This window comes from SAR202 cluster bacterium (assembly GCA_016872285.1).
Classification (GTDB): Bacteria; Chloroflexota; Dehalococcoidia; order Lucifugimonadales.
In genome coordinates, this window is sequence record VGZZ01000058.1 from 1 (window position 1) to 14402 (window position 14402).

General features: G+C 60.4%; 13 protein-coding genes. 10 read left to right on the plus strand and 3 right to left on the minus strand.

Going from position 1 to position 14402, the window contains the following annotated elements:
• Positions 1-148: 148 nt before the first annotated feature.
• Positions 149-955, plus strand: a complete 807-nt coding sequence (locus tag FJ320_11750; protein MBM3926627.1) for a methyltransferase domain-containing protein — start codon at positions 149-151, stop codon at positions 953-955.
• 178 nt (positions 956-1133) lie between these two features.
• Here the strand turns inward: FJ320_11750 and FJ320_11755 are convergent, their stop codons facing one another.
• Both FJ320_11755 and FJ320_11760 read right to left on the minus strand, forming a co-directional pair.
• On the minus strand, positions 1134-1346 hold the full coding sequence (locus FJ320_11755) for a hypothetical protein (GenBank protein ID MBM3926628.1): 213 nt from the start codon (positions 1344-1346) through the stop codon (positions 1134-1136).
• Positions 1347-1700: 354 nt separating this feature from the next.
• Entirely contained in the window at positions 1701-2570 is an 870-nt protein-coding gene (locus FJ320_11760; protein MBM3926629.1) for an alpha/beta hydrolase, read from the minus strand.
• Positions 2571-2992: 422 nt separating this feature from the next.
• Here FJ320_11760 and FJ320_11765 point away from each other — a divergent pair, with 422 nt between their 5' ends.
• The 9 genes from FJ320_11765 to FJ320_11805 all read left to right on the plus strand — a co-directional run bounded on the left by FJ320_11765 (position 2993) and on the right by FJ320_11805 (position 12870).
• Positions 2993-3718 (plus strand): 5-formyltetrahydrofolate cyclo-ligase, encoded by a 726-nt coding sequence (locus FJ320_11765; GenBank protein ID MBM3926630.1) that lies wholly within the window; start codon positions 2993-2995, stop codon positions 3716-3718.
• Between the two features lie 6 nt (positions 3719-3724).
• The gene (locus tag FJ320_11770) at positions 3725-3997 is read left to right on the plus strand and encodes a hypothetical protein (protein MBM3926631.1); all 273 of its coding nucleotides are present in this window, start codon (positions 3725-3727) and stop codon (positions 3995-3997) included.
• Positions 3994-4824, plus strand: coding sequence for a hypothetical protein (locus FJ320_11775; GenBank protein MBM3926632.1), 831 nt, complete (start codon positions 3994-3996; stop codon positions 4822-4824). The genes FJ320_11770 and FJ320_11775 overlap by 4 nt, the downstream gene beginning before the upstream one ends.
• Positions 4825-4876: 52 nt before the next feature.
• Positions 4877-5428, plus strand: a complete 552-nt coding sequence (locus FJ320_11780; protein MBM3926633.1) for a hypothetical protein — start codon at positions 4877-4879, stop codon at positions 5426-5428.
• Positions 5429-5795: 367 nt separating this feature from the next.
• On the plus strand, positions 5796-6116 hold the full coding sequence (locus FJ320_11785) for a hypothetical protein (GenBank protein MBM3926634.1): 321 nt from the start codon (positions 5796-5798) through the stop codon (positions 6114-6116).
• A gap of 249 nt (positions 6117-6365) precedes the next feature.
• Complete coding sequence (locus FJ320_11790; GenBank protein ID MBM3926635.1) at positions 6366-7796, plus strand: amidase; 1431 nt, start codon at positions 6366-6368, stop codon at positions 7794-7796.
• 262 nt (positions 7797-8058) lie between these two features.
• Entirely contained in the window at positions 8059-9447 is a 1389-nt protein-coding gene (locus FJ320_11795) for an aspartate aminotransferase family protein (GenBank protein ID MBM3926636.1), read from the plus strand.
• A 245-nt stretch (positions 9448-9692) separates the two neighbouring features.
• Positions 9693-11600 carry a S9 family peptidase gene (locus FJ320_11800; protein ID MBM3926637.1) on the plus strand — a complete coding sequence of 636 codons (1908 nt, stop codon included), beginning with the start codon at positions 9693-9695 and terminating at the stop codon, positions 11598-11600.
• Positions 11601-11829: 229 nt separating this feature from the next.
• A complete protein-coding gene (locus FJ320_11805; protein ID MBM3926638.1) occupies positions 11830-12870 on the plus strand; it encodes a Gfo/Idh/MocA family oxidoreductase in 1041 nt (346 codons plus the stop codon).
• A gap of 212 nt (positions 12871-13082) precedes the next feature.
• On the opposite strand, the gene FJ320_11810 is transcribed toward FJ320_11805, so the two are convergent.
• On the minus strand, positions 13083-14402 hold a 1320-nt coding region (locus FJ320_11810; protein ID MBM3926639.1), incomplete at its 5' end, for an MFS transporter.

Genomic DNA, 14402 nt, shown 5'->3' on the forward strand with positions numbered 1-14402 from the left:
TGGAGTCGGCGGGGGCGTGCTGCGACGTGGAGTCGGGGGAGTGCTGTTAGGGGGGAACAGACACTGTCGTAAGTGAATAAAGGGGGCGCGTCAGTGCGAAGTCCGACGAGGCTTCGCTCGGAATGACAAAACAGAAAGGCGGCTTGCTGTGACTACATCGAAGGAGATTAAGAAAGAGGTGTCGAAGGCGTACGCGGGGTTTTTGGCGGGGGGCGACGGGTGCGGCTGCGGGTGTGGGTGTTCGTCGGGGGAGGGGTACGGGGCGCAGGTGGTGGGGCTGCTGGGGAAGGAGGCGCCGAGCTTTGGGTGCGGGAATCCGATAGCGCTGGCGTCGCTGAAGCCGGGGGAGGTGGTGCTGGACCTGGGGAGCGGCGCCGGGCTGGACTGCTTCATGGCGGCGTCCGCCGTAGGCGGAGTGGGGCCGACGGGCCGGGTTATCGGGGTGGACATGACGTTGGAGATGGTGGAGCGGGCGAGGAAGAACGGGAAGCGGCTGAAGCTGGGGAACGTGGAGTTTCGGCTGGGGGACATAGAGGCGCTGCCGGTGGAGGACGAGAGCGTGGATGTGATTATATCGAACTGCGTGATAAACCTGGCGCCGGACAAGGATGCGGTGTTCAGGGAGGCGTACCGGGTGCTGAAGCCGGGGGGACGGCTGATGGTGTCGGACATTGTGCTGAGTCGACCGGCGAGCGAGGCGGAGTACCGCGACCTGGCGCTCTATGCGGGGTGCGTGTCGGGGTCAGTGACGCTGGGGGAGTATTTGGGGAAGGTGAGGTCGGCGAGGTTTGAGGAGGTGCGGTCTGAGGGGGAGCCGGATGGGGAGGCGGGGAGGTTTTGGTTCAGCGCGTCGGTGTGGGGGAGGAAATCCTTCGGCCAGGCTCAGGACTCGCTACGCTCGGGCCCCCACCTAGGGGAGAGGGGTTCTAAAGGTGGGAGGAGGAGCCTGTCCTGAGTATAACTGAGGGCAGGCCCATTATTTTGTCTGGGAATGTAGAGGGAAGGGCGCGGCGACCTCGCCCCTACATCAGTGGCAGACCAGGTATTGGTAATGTGAGGCCCAGGTTGCGGTCATAACAGATTCTTCGACTACGCTCAGGGCTAAAGGCTCACCAGAATGACAAATCGTTGCACTAGTGTTTGTGTTCGGCGGAGGCGGGTTTGATGCGCTGGTCGATGGCTTTGATTAGGTCCTGGAGGTCAGGGAAGAGGTGGGCGTTGGGGAGGTGTTTGTGTTCGCCGACCAGGTCATCGTTGATGCGTATGTCGAACTTGCCGTGGACGCTGGGGATAAGGCGGAAGATTTCGATGTGGTCGCCACGGCGGGAGAGGGCTTCGCCGGCCATCCAGGCGGCGCGGAGGGCGTGGCCTCAATGGTGGCAGTATTCGATTTCGATTTTGAGTTTCTTGTCCTGGGGCACGGGGTTCCTCCTGGGATGTTGGGAGAATGGTATTAGGGGGTTGTTGAGGTGTCAACTAGCTTTATGGAAGCCGGCGTTGGTTTTAATCGAGGGGACCTCATCACCCTTAGTCCCTCTTCTCAGATAGGAGAAGAGGGAAAGAAAAAAGAAACACCACAACCCCCTCTAACTCCCCCTTCGCCTTTCAGGCCGAAGGGGGAGAACCAGACTCCCAGCCCCACTCTCCGTGAGAATCCGATAGGAGATGGGACTTTTTGTGCGAAACTACCCCCTCCTAGTTCAGCGGAGTGTTGCGACCCGTTGGTGCGTTAGGAGGAAGTCGCGCACCTGTTTTATAGTCCTGTCGAAGACGTCCTTTTGTTCCTTCCATGGATATGCAGTTACCTGGGCCTTGGGCGCCAAGGCTACCAAGTCCATGGCGGGCTCGTAGGGGTGGGTCGGGGTATTGTCGGGCATGATTAACAGAGGCGTTTGGCAGGAACGAGCGAAATCCCGCGAGACGCTGTAGGCGAAGTCTGGTTGCACTCGATAGAGGTTGTGCAGGTACTTTTCGCAGGTTTCCATGTTAACGTCAGGCCGCTGGGCGCACAGCTTCGGCGCCCAGGTATCGCGGCCAGAGTTGTACATGGCGTCGGGGTGTTGAGGGTGGTGTCCAACCGGCTGGCAGAGGACCGCGGCGACGACACGGTCGGGTGCCCGCTCGATGAGCTTGAGCGCGAAGGGGCCACCAATGCAATAGCCGATGAACAGGAACTTCTGTATGCCAAGGTGGTCCATCACCGCCAGCTGGTCGTCAGCGAAGGCTCCCCAGGGGTCGTTAACGGCGACCGGCCCGCTGGACTTGCCGCCAATGGCGTTGCGCTGGTCCATGGTAACGCAGCGGAAATCGTTTTTGAACAGCTCCATAGCGTTAAAGACCTGGTTTGGCCAGTTGCTGATCAGGGAATTCAACCCCCCGCCAGGGATAGCCAGCAGCGGGAAGCCGGCTCCTTCCTCGTGGTACTGGATGCGGATGTTGCCTTTAGTGAAGCTTGGCACAGTTGTTCCTCCTTTTTTGGTGGTGATTCCCCAATACGCAGGCCCGTCGCCGTCAGGATACCATGGCAGGGCGTACTGTGGGGGATAGGCTAATTGGGGTTGCCGGTGGATTGTTTAAACTCCTTCTTTCTGCGACGTGTGACGCACAATACATTCCCTGGTCATAAGCGGGTCGCCCTCATCCCCCTTAGTCTCGCCACGGCGAGCTTGCAGCCCTCTTCTCCCGACTACGGGAGAGAAGAGGGAAAGAAAAAAGAAATACCACAACCCCCTCCTTCGGACAGGCTCAGGACGGCGTCTAACTCCCCCTTCGCTTTCCAGGCCGAAGGGGGAGAACCAGACCAGCCCCCAAAACCCCCACCTGCTTAAATGGCTCGTAGCTTCCCATAAACCAGCCCATCAGAGAAGAAAAAGAAGGCCCGGCACTTTCTTTAACGTGCATCAGGCAAAGGAGGGAGGGGCTTTACGCCTGCTTTTGAATAATCTTAAGCATAGGGAACGCGGCAAGTTGTATTATTTGGTAGGAGGTGAGCATGGTGAGGAGCAAGCAGGAGATACGGGAGGAGGTATGGAGGGCGCTGGAGTCTTCCGGGGTGACGCGGTTTCCCGGGGCGCAGGGCCGGATACCGAATTTCAAAGGGGCGAACGTGGCGGCGGAGCTGGCGAGGACGCTGCCGGCGTGGAAGTCTTCCAGGGTGTTGAAGTGCAACCCGGACTCGCCGCAACGCTACCTTCGGCTTCGGGCGCTGGAGGAAGGGAAGCTGATCTACATGGCGATACCACGCCTGCGGGAGGAGAGGTGTTTCCTGGAGATCGACCCGTCGAAGGTGAGAGGGTCGCTGGACTTCGCGTCAAGCATACGGGGAGCGTTTTCGGTGGGGAGGAAGGTGACGGTGGAGGAGATGCGGGACATCGACCTGATTGTGTGCGGGTCGGTGGCGGTGAACCGACAGGGGGCGAGGCTGGGAAAGGGTGGGGGATTTTCGGACCTGGAGTACGCGCTGGCGGTGCAGAGCGAGAAGGCGGGGCCGAGGACGCCCATACTGACCACGGCGCATTCGATACAGGTGGTGCGAGAGGAGATACCGCTGCTGGCGCACGATATTACGCTGGACTACATTGTGACGCCTGAGGAGGTTATTGAGTGCCCCGGCGGGCTGCCGAGGCCGAAGGGGATTTACTGGGAGATGCTGCCGGAGGAAAAGATTGGGGAGGTGCCAGTGCTGCAGAGGCTGAGGGAGAAGGCGGAGAAGGGGTAGGAGATATTGTCGCGCGCCGAGCTGAAGGTGGGGATGCCGGTGTCCTTGACGGGGGCATTTGCGCCTATGGGCCGGCAGGCGCTGGCGGGGGTGCGAAAGTGGGTAGAGTGGGCCAACGGGCGGGGCGGCGTTTCTGTGGAGGCGGGGAGGCCGCGGCGGCCTGTGAGGCTTGTGCATTACGATGATGGAGGCCGCAAGGCTGGCGTTCGCGAAGCTGTCCTCAAACTAATCGAAAAGGACAAAGTCGACCTGCTTTTGGGCCGTATTCCAGCGCGCTGACGCTGGAAGCGATATCGGCGGCGAGAGAGAGGGGCCGGGTGGTTTGGAACCACGGTGGGGCGTCGGACGAGGCGTTTGGGCCGATGGTGGTGAGCGTGCTGACGCCGGCGAGCCGATATTTTCACGGGGTGCTGGACATGGCGCGGGCGCGGGTTCCGGAGGCGAAGCGGGTTGCCATTGTTAGTTCATCTAAGGGTCCGTTTGCCAAGTCGCTGCTGGAGGGGGCGAAGGCGCATGTGGGGAGGTTGGGGTTGGAGGTGGGGTACGAGGCTACGTACCAGCCGCTGGTGGGAGATTTGGAGCATGTGGTGAAGGGGCTGCGGAAGGTTGAGGCTGACATAATCTTGTCGGTGGGGCGGCTGGAGGACGACGTGCGGCTGGCGAGGCTGATGATGGAGGAGGGGGTGACAGCTAAGGTGGTTGGGATGGTGGGAGCATCAACGGCGGCGTTTAAAGAGGCGCTGGGGAAGGAGGCGGGCCGGTTTGTGGCGCCGAGCCAGTGGGAGGATAAGGGCTCGTACACGCCGGACGTGGGGCCTAGGGCGGAGGAGTTGGGGTTGAAAGGGGCGGAGTACCCGGGGGCACAGGCGTGCGCGATGGGACTTATCGCGGAGAGGTGTGTGGAGTTGGCGGAGACGCTTGATGATGAGGCCTTGTGGGAAGTGGCACTGACGCTGGACTGCACGACGTTTTATGGTCGGTTCAGGGTGGATGATGTGGGGAGGCAGGTGGGGCATGGGATGGTGGTGGTGCGGTGGGAAGGTGGGGAGAGGCGGGTGGTGTGGCCCGTGGAAGCGGAGAGGGGGAGGTTTATAGCGGGAGGGTAGGGCGTGTGGTAGCATGGCGCCGACGTGAACGCTGGTTGTTGAAAGGAGCGCTATGCCACGAATACAGATACCTGAGCGCAAGGACTTGTCGAAGGAAGGGCAGGCCGCGTGGGACAGTTATCTTGCCAGTCGGGGTAAGATGGCGACTAATTTCAAGGCTTTCGCCTATAGCGGCGTGCTGATGGAGCGGCTGGCGGACCTGGGGGCGTATTTAAGGTTCCAGGGGCCGCTGCCGCAGGACTTGAGGGAGACAGCGATTATCGTGACGGCGCGGCATATGGACGCGCATTTTGTGTGGACGGCCCACGCGCCGGCGGCGAAGCGGGAGGGGGTGAAGGAGGAGGTGATATCGGCGATACAGAGGCGTCGGACGATACCGGAGTCGGCGACGGGGGCGCAGAAGGCGGTGGTGCGGTTCGCCCAGTCGCTGCTGACGAAGCATGACGTGGAGGATGGGTTGTTCGAGGAGGTGAAGGGGTATGTGGGGGTGCAGGGGTTAATCGACCTGTCGATGCTTATCGGGTATTACGTGACGGTGGGGCTGACGAGCAATGCGCTGGGGATACAGGCGGAGCCGGGGTCGAAGCCGACGCTGGATGGGTAGGGGGTAATGAATAGCCTTGACTCTGTCTAACGCAGACAACCACCCTAGCTCTGCCCTCGAGGTGTATTATGCGCAATACGCTCCTGATCATATGCGGGATACCATCCCCTTATCCCCTTCCTGCTGGAAGGGGAAGAGAAATTAGGATCACCTCATTACCCTCTAGCTCCCTCTTCTCCTTTGCAATAGGAGAAGAGGGAGGACCAGATGGGAGACACCCCACCAATTGAAATTGCTCGTGGTTTTTCGTAAGCCGAGTCATGAATGTGATCACGCATCTTGAGAAGGGAGAGAGCAAAAGCTCAGACCGCAGAAGCCCGGGTTACAAGGGTTGACTTAACGGAGAATTTAAGTGAGGAGATGGAAAATGCTAACCAATGCTAGTTATATATGGATTGTGAGCATGAACGTGTTGCCGGAGCATGAGGAGGAGTTCAATCGGATTTACGATGAGGAGCATGTGCCGGCGGTGATGAAGGCGCCGGGGATGGTAAGCGCGGCGCGGTTCAGGACGGAGGAGCCGAGTGTGCCTCGATACGCGGCGATATATGAAATCGCGGACCCGAAGGCGCCGATGTCGAAGGAGTTTCGGGCGCTGGCGGACAGCGGAGAGTGGCCGCACCGGGTGAGGCCGTACACTAGCAACCACTCGAGGGTGGTGTATAAGAGGATTTACCCGAAGAGGTAGGGAGCGGCGACTGACGTTGGCTCTCTTGTGGGCGAGAAGAGTGCGAGGCGCGTCGATGGAATGCCAAGGTAGGCCGCCGTCATAACAGATTCTTCGACTGCGTCCGACTACAGACTTCGCTCAGAATGACAAAACTAGCCTCGGTAATGTAAAAGAGGTGCGGCGGCGGACGCGTCGATTAGTGTCTGTGTAGATTGCGGTTGACACGTTTTTATTGGAAGCGCACAATCGCAGCATTACGACGGGGGGATGGTTATGAAGCGGTCGGAACTGCCTTTTCTGACGGTTGCTGAACAGTCCAAGCTTCTGAAGGCGAAGAAGCTGTCGCCGGTGGAGATTACCGAGGCGTATTTGGAGCGTATCGAGGAGCTGAACCCTAAGGTTGCCGCATATATTACCGTGGCGTCGGACTCGGCGATGAAGACGGCGAAGAAGGCGGAGGGGGAGATAGCCAAGGGGGAGTACAAAGGGCCGCTGCACGGAGTGCCGTTTGCGGTCAAGGACCAGATGTGGACTAAAGGCGTGCGCACGACCAACGCATCGACGCTGCTGAAGGACTTTGTGCCCGACGAGGACGCGACGATAATCGCTCGCTTGAAGGAATCGGGGGGAGTGCTGCTGGGGAAGCTGAACATGAGCGAGTTCGCGTCGGGGGGACGGTTCAAGTATCCCTACGGCATACCGCGCAACCCGTGGAACACGGACTACCAGCCGGGCTCGTCCAGCTCGGGGTCAGGGGTGGCGACGGCGGCGTCGATGTGCGCGACGTCGCTGGGGGAGGACACGTCGGGGTCGATACGACATCCGTCGTCGTGGAGCGGGGTGGTGGGGCTTCGGCCCACGTGGGGCCGGCTGAGTCGGCATCGTTTGTATGGCGTTATCTGGTCGATGGACCAGGCGGGGCCGATGTCGAGGACGGTGGAAGACTGCGCGATGACGCTACAGGCGGTGGCGGGGTACGACCCCAAGGACCCCTACACGTCCAAGGAGCCGGTGCCGGACTATCGCAAGGCGCTGACGGGGAAGGTGAAGGGGCTGAAGGTGGGGCTGGTGAACGAGCTGACGTACGACGAACAGGTGGTCCCGGACGTGCGAAACGCGACGCTGGAGGCGGTGTCGGTGCTGAAGAAGCTGGGGGCGGAGGTGGAAGAGGTGTCGGTGCCGCTGTCGCCCATGGCGCGGGTGATATTTTACGCGCACATGTACGTGGAGATGCCGGCGCTGTACGACGACTGGGTACACAATCGACTGGAGGAGTTCGACTACGACGCGCAGGTGAAGTACCTGACGGGGCTGAGCCTGCCGGCGCAGTACTATTACAAGATACAGCGGCTTCGTGGGATGCTGCGGCAGCAGGTGCTGGACGCGCTGTCGTATTACGACGTACTGGTGTCGCCGACGATGCGGGTGCCGGCGCCGAAGATTGAGAAGTACAAAATGCCGACGAGCGTGGAGGAATCGAAGCGCTTGTTGACGCACGGGCCGGACCAGACGCCGACGGTGCCGCTAAGCAGCGTGCCGGCGCTGAGCGTGCCGTGCGGGTTTACCAAGACTGGGACGAAGGGGCTGCCGATTGGGCTGCAGATTATCGGGAGGCCGTTTGAGGAGGCGACGATTTTGAATGCGGCGTACGCGTATGAGCAGGCGACGCCGTGGCATAAGGAGAGGCCGAAGATTTAAGAGTAGGGGAAGGAAGAACCCACTATCTTGATCAAGTTGTGTGCCCAACCGCACCCTGATAGGCTGCGCTGGTAACTTTGTGAAGCACACGGAGTACCATAGATACACGACAATTGCTTGATAAATAAGTTAAACGCTATTAGAGAGAAGGAAACTTGACTGGAACTAAACCAGCCCTCGCCCTTCGACAAGCTCAGGGTGAGCGGAACAAGATGGAAAGTCGCGGGCTAGAGGTTGCATTTATTTAGATGAGGAGGCGGCGATGACGTACAAGGGAATTAAGCAATGGTTGAAGACGGAGACGTTTGATTCGCTGCGGGCGGAGGCGCTGGACGCGCTGTGGTTCCCGTTTCAGCAGTGGAAGGATGTGGCCGCGCAGGGTGGGCTTCGTGTGATAACGGAGGGGAAGGGCGCAAAGATTAAGGATTTTCAAGGCAAGGAGTATTACGACGGATTTGCGGGGCTGGTGCTGGTGAACGTGGGGTATGGCCGGGAGGAGATAGCCAAGGCGGTTTATGACCAGGTGAAGACGCTGCACTATGCCAACGCCTTCGCGTACACGACAGTGCCGACCATAAAGCTGTCGAAGAAGGTGGCGTCGATGATGCCGGGGGACTTGAACAAGGTGTTTTTCACCAGCGGCGGGTCGGAGGCGGTGGAGACGGCGCTGAAGATGGCGAGGCAGTATTTCGTGAACATTGGCCAGCCGAAGCGGCACAAGTTCATCGCGCGGCAGACGTCGTACCACGGGGTGAGCATCGGCGCGACGGCGGTAAACTCGGCGCCGCAGGTCAAGCGGCAACTTTTCGAGCCTATTTTGCCCACCAACGTGCGGTTTGCGCCCCAGCCGCTGTCGTACGCCACGGGAGAGACGCCGTCGCAGTGCGCGATTCGATGCGCCAAAGCTGTCGAGGAGATAATTTTGAAGGAAGGGCCGGAGACGGTGGCGGCGGTCATCGGCGAGCCGATATCGCTGTCGGCGGGGGTGGCGGTGCCTGGAGACGAGTACTGGCCCATGCTGCGGCAGATATGCGACAAGTACGGGGTGCTGCTCATTGCCGACGAGGTGATAAACGGGTTCGGGAGGACGGGGACGATGTTCGCCATCGAGCAATTCGGTATGGTGCCGGACATGCTGACGGTGGCGAAGGGCATCACCAGCGGCTACCAGCCTATGGGGGCGTGCATCGCGAGGACGCACATCGCCGAGGCGTTTGTGGGCGGGGCGGAGAAGACCTTCGGCCACGGGTACACCTACAGCGGGCACCCGGCGGCGGCGGCGGCGGGGCTGGTGAACATCGATATTCTAGAGCGGGAGAAGCTGGCGGAGAACTCGGCCAAGATGGGGCAGTACCTGCTGGACCGGCTGGCGCCGCTGAAGGAGCACCCGACGGTGGGGGATATTAGAGGGCGGGGGCTGTTGTGCGTGCTGGAGATGGTGAAAGACAAGGGGACCAAGGAGAAGCTTAGCACAGTGCCGGGGGCGTCGGCGAAGCTGAACCAGCGGCTGGCGGACAACGGGTTTTTGACTCGGACGGCGCCGTTCCTGTACGTGTGCCCGACGCTGACGGTGGGCCGGGCGCAGGTGGACGAGATTGTGGAGATAGTGAAGGATGGAGTGGAGTATATAGAGAGGGAGTTGGGGGTTTAGGGGGCAGATTGGTATAGGAGGGTAGGAGTTGTACCGCACCTTGAAAGGTGCGGCATAGGCCTGGTTGGTGGCGTTGAATCGGGCATAGTGGATGGTGGATTTGAGTACCGCGCACTGAAGTGCGCGGCATATATACCCTCGGTGGCTTTGCAGCGTACAGGGAGAAGGGATTAAAGGAAGGGCGCGGCGACCGCGCCCCTACATTCTGGTGGCTCAGATGAAATCTTGCAGGTGAGAGGATTGTTATGCCCGCACATTTTAATCGAGGGGCCACGTACAAAGAGGAGCCGGTCCTCCCCGACGATCCCCTCATCGACCTCCTGGCCCAGACCAACGCCAAGGTGGAGCACTTCGACCTCTCCGCCGACGGCAGGAAGCTGGCCTACGTCTCCGCCGAGTCCGGCGGCTACGACCTCTACACCTGCGACATCGACGGGGGCAATAAAAAACGCATCGTCACCATGTATCCCGAGGAGTGCCTGGGTCCCTCCTGGTCCCCCGATGGCCAGTGGATCGCCTACTGCGCTCGCGACAACATGTTCAAGGTCAAGGCCGACGGCTCCGAGCCTCCCATCAACCTCTCCTACGGCAGGGGGCCAGGCACCGCCCACGCCTTCCTAAGATGGACCCCCGACGGCAAACGCATCGTCTTCATCACCATCGGCCCCAACGGCTACATGCAGGTAGCCTCCGTATCCACGGAGATACCCAGGGGCAGGATTGCCATCAAATTCATCACCAACGAGGAGTTCAACTCCACTGACGTCTTCGTATCGCCCGACGGCAAGCACGTGGCCTTCATGTCGGACCGCTCGGGCTACGCCGACTTCAAGCGTATGGACGTGTGGATAGCCCCCATCGACGGCGGCGAAGCCAGGAACATGACCCCCAACACCTTCGAGCACTACGACTACCGCCCCCGCTGGTCCCCCGACGGCAAGAAGCTGGTCTACACCACTGACAAGAGCAACTTCAGGAAGATATGGGTGGTGGACATCGCCAGCGGCAAGGCCGCTTCCCTGACCGAAGGCCAGGGCGAGTACGACGAGTACAACCCCAGGTACTCCCCTGACGGGCAGTGGATAGCCTACGTGGCCAACATGGGCTGGAACTTCCACCTCATGAAGATAAAGGCTGACGGCTCCGGCAAACCTATCCAGCTAACTAAACGAGACGGGGTGCATGGGGGCATAGACGCCTATCAGGCTAGAGGGTCTATACGGTGGACGCCCGACTCCAAGAGCATCGTGTTCACCTTCATGAACCACGAGGTATGCTCAGACATCTGGAGCATCAGTGCCGAGGGAGGAGAGCCCAAGCAGATAACCAACCACATGCCCAAGGGACTCTCTGGGTTCCAGTTCATCAAGCCCGCTCTGATTAAGTACAAGAGCAGGGATGGGCTGGAAGTTCCCGCCTGGCTGTACCGGCCCAAGGATGCGGGAAATAAGAAGACTCCGCTTGTGGTGTATGCCAGGGCCAACACCAAAGGCATCCACGTCAACGGGTTCTACCCTTACATCCAGTACTACCTGCACAAGGGCTACACCGTGGTCTGTCCTCTGGTAAGGGGTAGTGGGGGGCTGGGCAAACGCTATGAGTTCTTAAACTTTGGGGACTGGGGAGGCGGGGACATCGACGACTTTGCGTATTCGGCCTACCACCTGGCGGAGCAGGGGCTTATCGATAAGGACAAGGTGGTGATGCAGGGGGGAAGCACAGGGGGGTATTTCTCGTTGACGATGTGTTTTAGATACCCGGACTTGCTGAAGGCATCAGTGTGTTTCTATGGGGCGCCGGACTTGATCCACTTCTGGCGGTACAGCGCGGGGGCGGGGAAGCCGGTGCTGGGGGACGTGGTGGCGGGAGACCGGGGCGGGCCGGATATGGCGCCGGAGCACTGGAAGGGGCGGTCGCTTATTTACAACCTGGAGAAGGTGAAGACGCCGCTGCTGTTTTTCTGGGGGGATAGGGACGGGTACAGCGTCGCGATGGGGGACAGTTTCTTTCGAGAGTGCAAGGCCCAGGGGAAGTATGCGGAGTATGTGCAGTACAATTGCGAGCCTCACGGGTGGTACCACTGGCGGCCAGAGGATGTGTCAGACTCGATAAGGAGGATAGCGGCGCATTTTAAGAAGTTTACGGGGGTGTAGGAAGAGGGTTTTGTAGATTTACTGAATGAAAAGGGAAAGAGACGGGCTGTTGGCTTTGACACAGTATCGTTTAGCTAGTGTTTCACCCTCATCTCGCCACGGCGAGTCTTCGACCTGCACCTTCTCCCATCAAGGGAGAAGGAAAAGAATTACACGGCGCCCTATAGCAGAACGCGTTTGCAATATGCGATGGAATCAGATCCCCAGCGGATAGGAAATAGGAGGGAGCATGGCGCAGGAGACGGTACGGATAGGGATTGTGGGGTTTGGGAGGAATACGCGGGAGCGGCACTACCCCGGGTTCAAGGCGCTGAAGGGGGTGGAGCTGGTGAGTGTGGCAAATCGGTCAAGGGAGTCGGGGGATAGGATTGCGGAGGAGTTCGACATACCGAAGGTGTATGACCACTGGACGGAGCTGGTGGCGGCGGAGGACAGCGAGGCCATCATGATCGGGACGTGGCCGTATATGCACTGCCAGATTGTGCTAGCGGCGCTGGCGGCGGGGAAGCACGTGCTGACTGAGGCGCGGATGGCGATGGACTCGGCGCAGGCGAGGATGATGCTGGAGGCGTCGAGGGAGAAGCCGCACCTGGTGTCGATGGTGGTGCCGTCGCCGTTCACGCTGAAGTACGACAAGACGGTACAGGAGGTCATATCGAAGGGTCTGCTGGGCGACTTACTGGCGATTGATTTGCTGGGGAACGACGCCACGTTTATAAATCGAGAAGCGCCGCTGCACTGGCGGCATAATCGCGATTTGAGCGGGTACAACATTTTGAACATGGGGATATGGTACGAGGCGATACTTCGGTGGGTGGGGCCGGCGGTGAAGGTGCAGGCGATGACGCAGGTGAATGTGAACCGTCGGAAGGACGGGGAGGGTGTAGTAAGGGCGGTGACGGTACCGGACCACGTGGAGGCGGTGTGCCAGATGGCGTGCGGGGCGCTGGCGCACATGCGGTTCGGCTCGGTGACGGGGCTGGCCCGTGCGCCGGAGGCGTGGCTGTTCGGCAGCGAGGGTACGCTGCAGGTGGACATGGGGGCGGGGGTTATTCGGGCGGGAAAGCGAGGGGAGAAGGAGTTGAAGGACTACCCGATATCGCCGTCTAAGCAGGGGAAGTGGAGGGTGGAGGAGGAGTTTGTGAACGCGGTTCGGGGCGTGGAGAAGGTGACGCACACGAGTTTTGAGGACGGCGTGAGGTATATGGAGTTCACGGAGGCGGTGACTCGTAGCGCGCAGTCGGGGATGGCGGTGGGGTTGCCGTTGTAGGGGGTGGGAAGGGGAAAGGATAAGACGACATTTTCGCACCTACATAGCACCGACATTGATGAGCATGGAGTCCCAACCCTTCCACCCCGACCCCTCTCTCTAACTCTCCCCCTCAAGGGGGGAGAGGACCAGAAGGAAGCCGGCCGCAGAGTAACGTCTGTTTTAACGGCGATGGCATAGCCTCTTTTAAGAACGACTGAGAGTGGTAATTGCTAGAGGGTTACGGGCTGGCGCTGGGTTTGATGGAGTACTTCGCTGGGTTGGGTCCAGTCTAGGGCCAAGTTGATGAGGCCGAGGAGCAGGGCGGCGGCAATGACGATGGTGTAGCTGCCGGTTTCGTCGAAGACGAGGCCGGCGAGGAAGGGCGTGGAGAAGCTCATGAAGCTCCAGATGGCGATGATGCCCCCTCGCAGGGTGCCGAAGTTCTTGCGGCCAAAGACGTCGGCCAGCAACGCCCAGCTTAGAGACCAGACGCCCTGGTTGGGCGACCAGAATATGGATACGATTACCATTTGCCAGATGTGGGCCTGGCCGATGAGGAGAAGGAAAAGGAAACCGGAGGCCAGCATAACGTCGGCGAGGACTAGGGCCTTGCGTTTGGTCCATCGAACGGCGAGCCAGCCGAAGACCAGGGTCATGGGCATGCCCATGAGGGCGGTAAGGCCCACCAGGACGCCGGCGGTGGACTCAGATAGGCCTTTGTCGGCCCAGATGCCGACGAGATGGACGCCGATGGCGCCCCAGACCATGGAGCGAAGGCCAAGATTAATCGCCAGCTGCCAGTAGGCGCGGGTGGACATGGCCTCGCGGACGCTGAAGTCGTACTGGGAGTAGGCAGGAGCCCTGGGCGCGCCGTCGGAGGAAGATTGGAGGACGCCGTCGGGCTCGAGGCCCATGCTTTCCGGGGAGTCTTTGACTCGGAGGGCAAGGGGGAGGACCAGGGCCCAGATGATGCCGCCGAGGGCTATGGAAGTGATGCGCCAGTCGAAGGTGCCGACGCCCAGGGCCAGTAGGGGGACGATGACGGCGCCGCCGAAGGGGTAGCCGACGCCGGACCAGGTCAGGGCGGAGGTGCGTTTTTTGACGAACCAGCGTCCAATGGCCGTCATGGTGGGGGAGTCGATGCCGGACTGGAAGCCCATGCTGATAACGAAGACGAAGACCAGGAAGTAGAGAAAATAGCTGTCCACGAAGCCCAGGAGGATGAAGCCGAGGCCGCAAAGAAAGGCGGCAGCGAAGAGGACTCGAGCGGGGCCGTGTTTGTCGATGAGGAAGCCGAAGGCGGGGCCCTGGAGACCGCCGAGGAGCCGGGCGACGGTGATGGGAAGGGAGGCGGCGGCGCGGCTGATTTCAAGGTCACGCTGGATGGGGAGGAGGAAGATGGACATGCCCTGGTAGTAGACGCCGGTGGTGAGGGCGTTGACCAGGAAGGCGATGACGACGATCCACCAGCCGTGGAAGACGCGGCTGAGTTTTTGGCGCAGGAGTATGGTAGTGTCCTTGGGCGAAAAGCTGAGGGAGGATGGTAAAGG

Bases quoted from the DNA above. Each gene is read 5' to 3' on its own strand.
- FJ320_11805 (MBM3926638.1), top strand. From the start codon at position 11,830: ATGGCGCAGGAGACGGTACGGATAGGGATTGTGGGGTTTGGGAGGAAT.
- FJ320_11785 (MBM3926634.1), top strand. From the start codon at position 5,796: ATGCTAACCAATGCTAGTTATATATGGATTGTGAGCATGAACGTGTTG.
- FJ320_11790 (MBM3926635.1), top strand. From the start codon at position 6,366: ATGGTTATGAAGCGGTCGGAACTGCCTTTTCTGACGGTTGCTGAACAG.
- FJ320_11780 (MBM3926633.1), top strand. From the start codon at position 4,877: ATGCCACGAATACAGATACCTGAGCGCAAGGACTTGTCGAAGGAAGGG.
- FJ320_11755 (MBM3926628.1), bottom strand. From the start codon at position 1,346: ATGGCCGGCGAAGCCCTCTCCCGCCGTGGCGACCACATCGAAATCTTC.
- FJ320_11765 (MBM3926630.1), top strand. From the start codon at position 2,993: ATGGTGAGGAGCAAGCAGGAGATACGGGAGGAGGTATGGAGGGCGCTG.
- FJ320_11800 (MBM3926637.1), top strand. From the start codon at position 9,693: ATGCCCGCACATTTTAATCGAGGGGCCACGTACAAAGAGGAGCCGGTC.
- FJ320_11795 (MBM3926636.1), top strand. From the start codon at position 8,059: ATGACGTACAAGGGAATTAAGCAATGGTTGAAGACGGAGACGTTTGAT.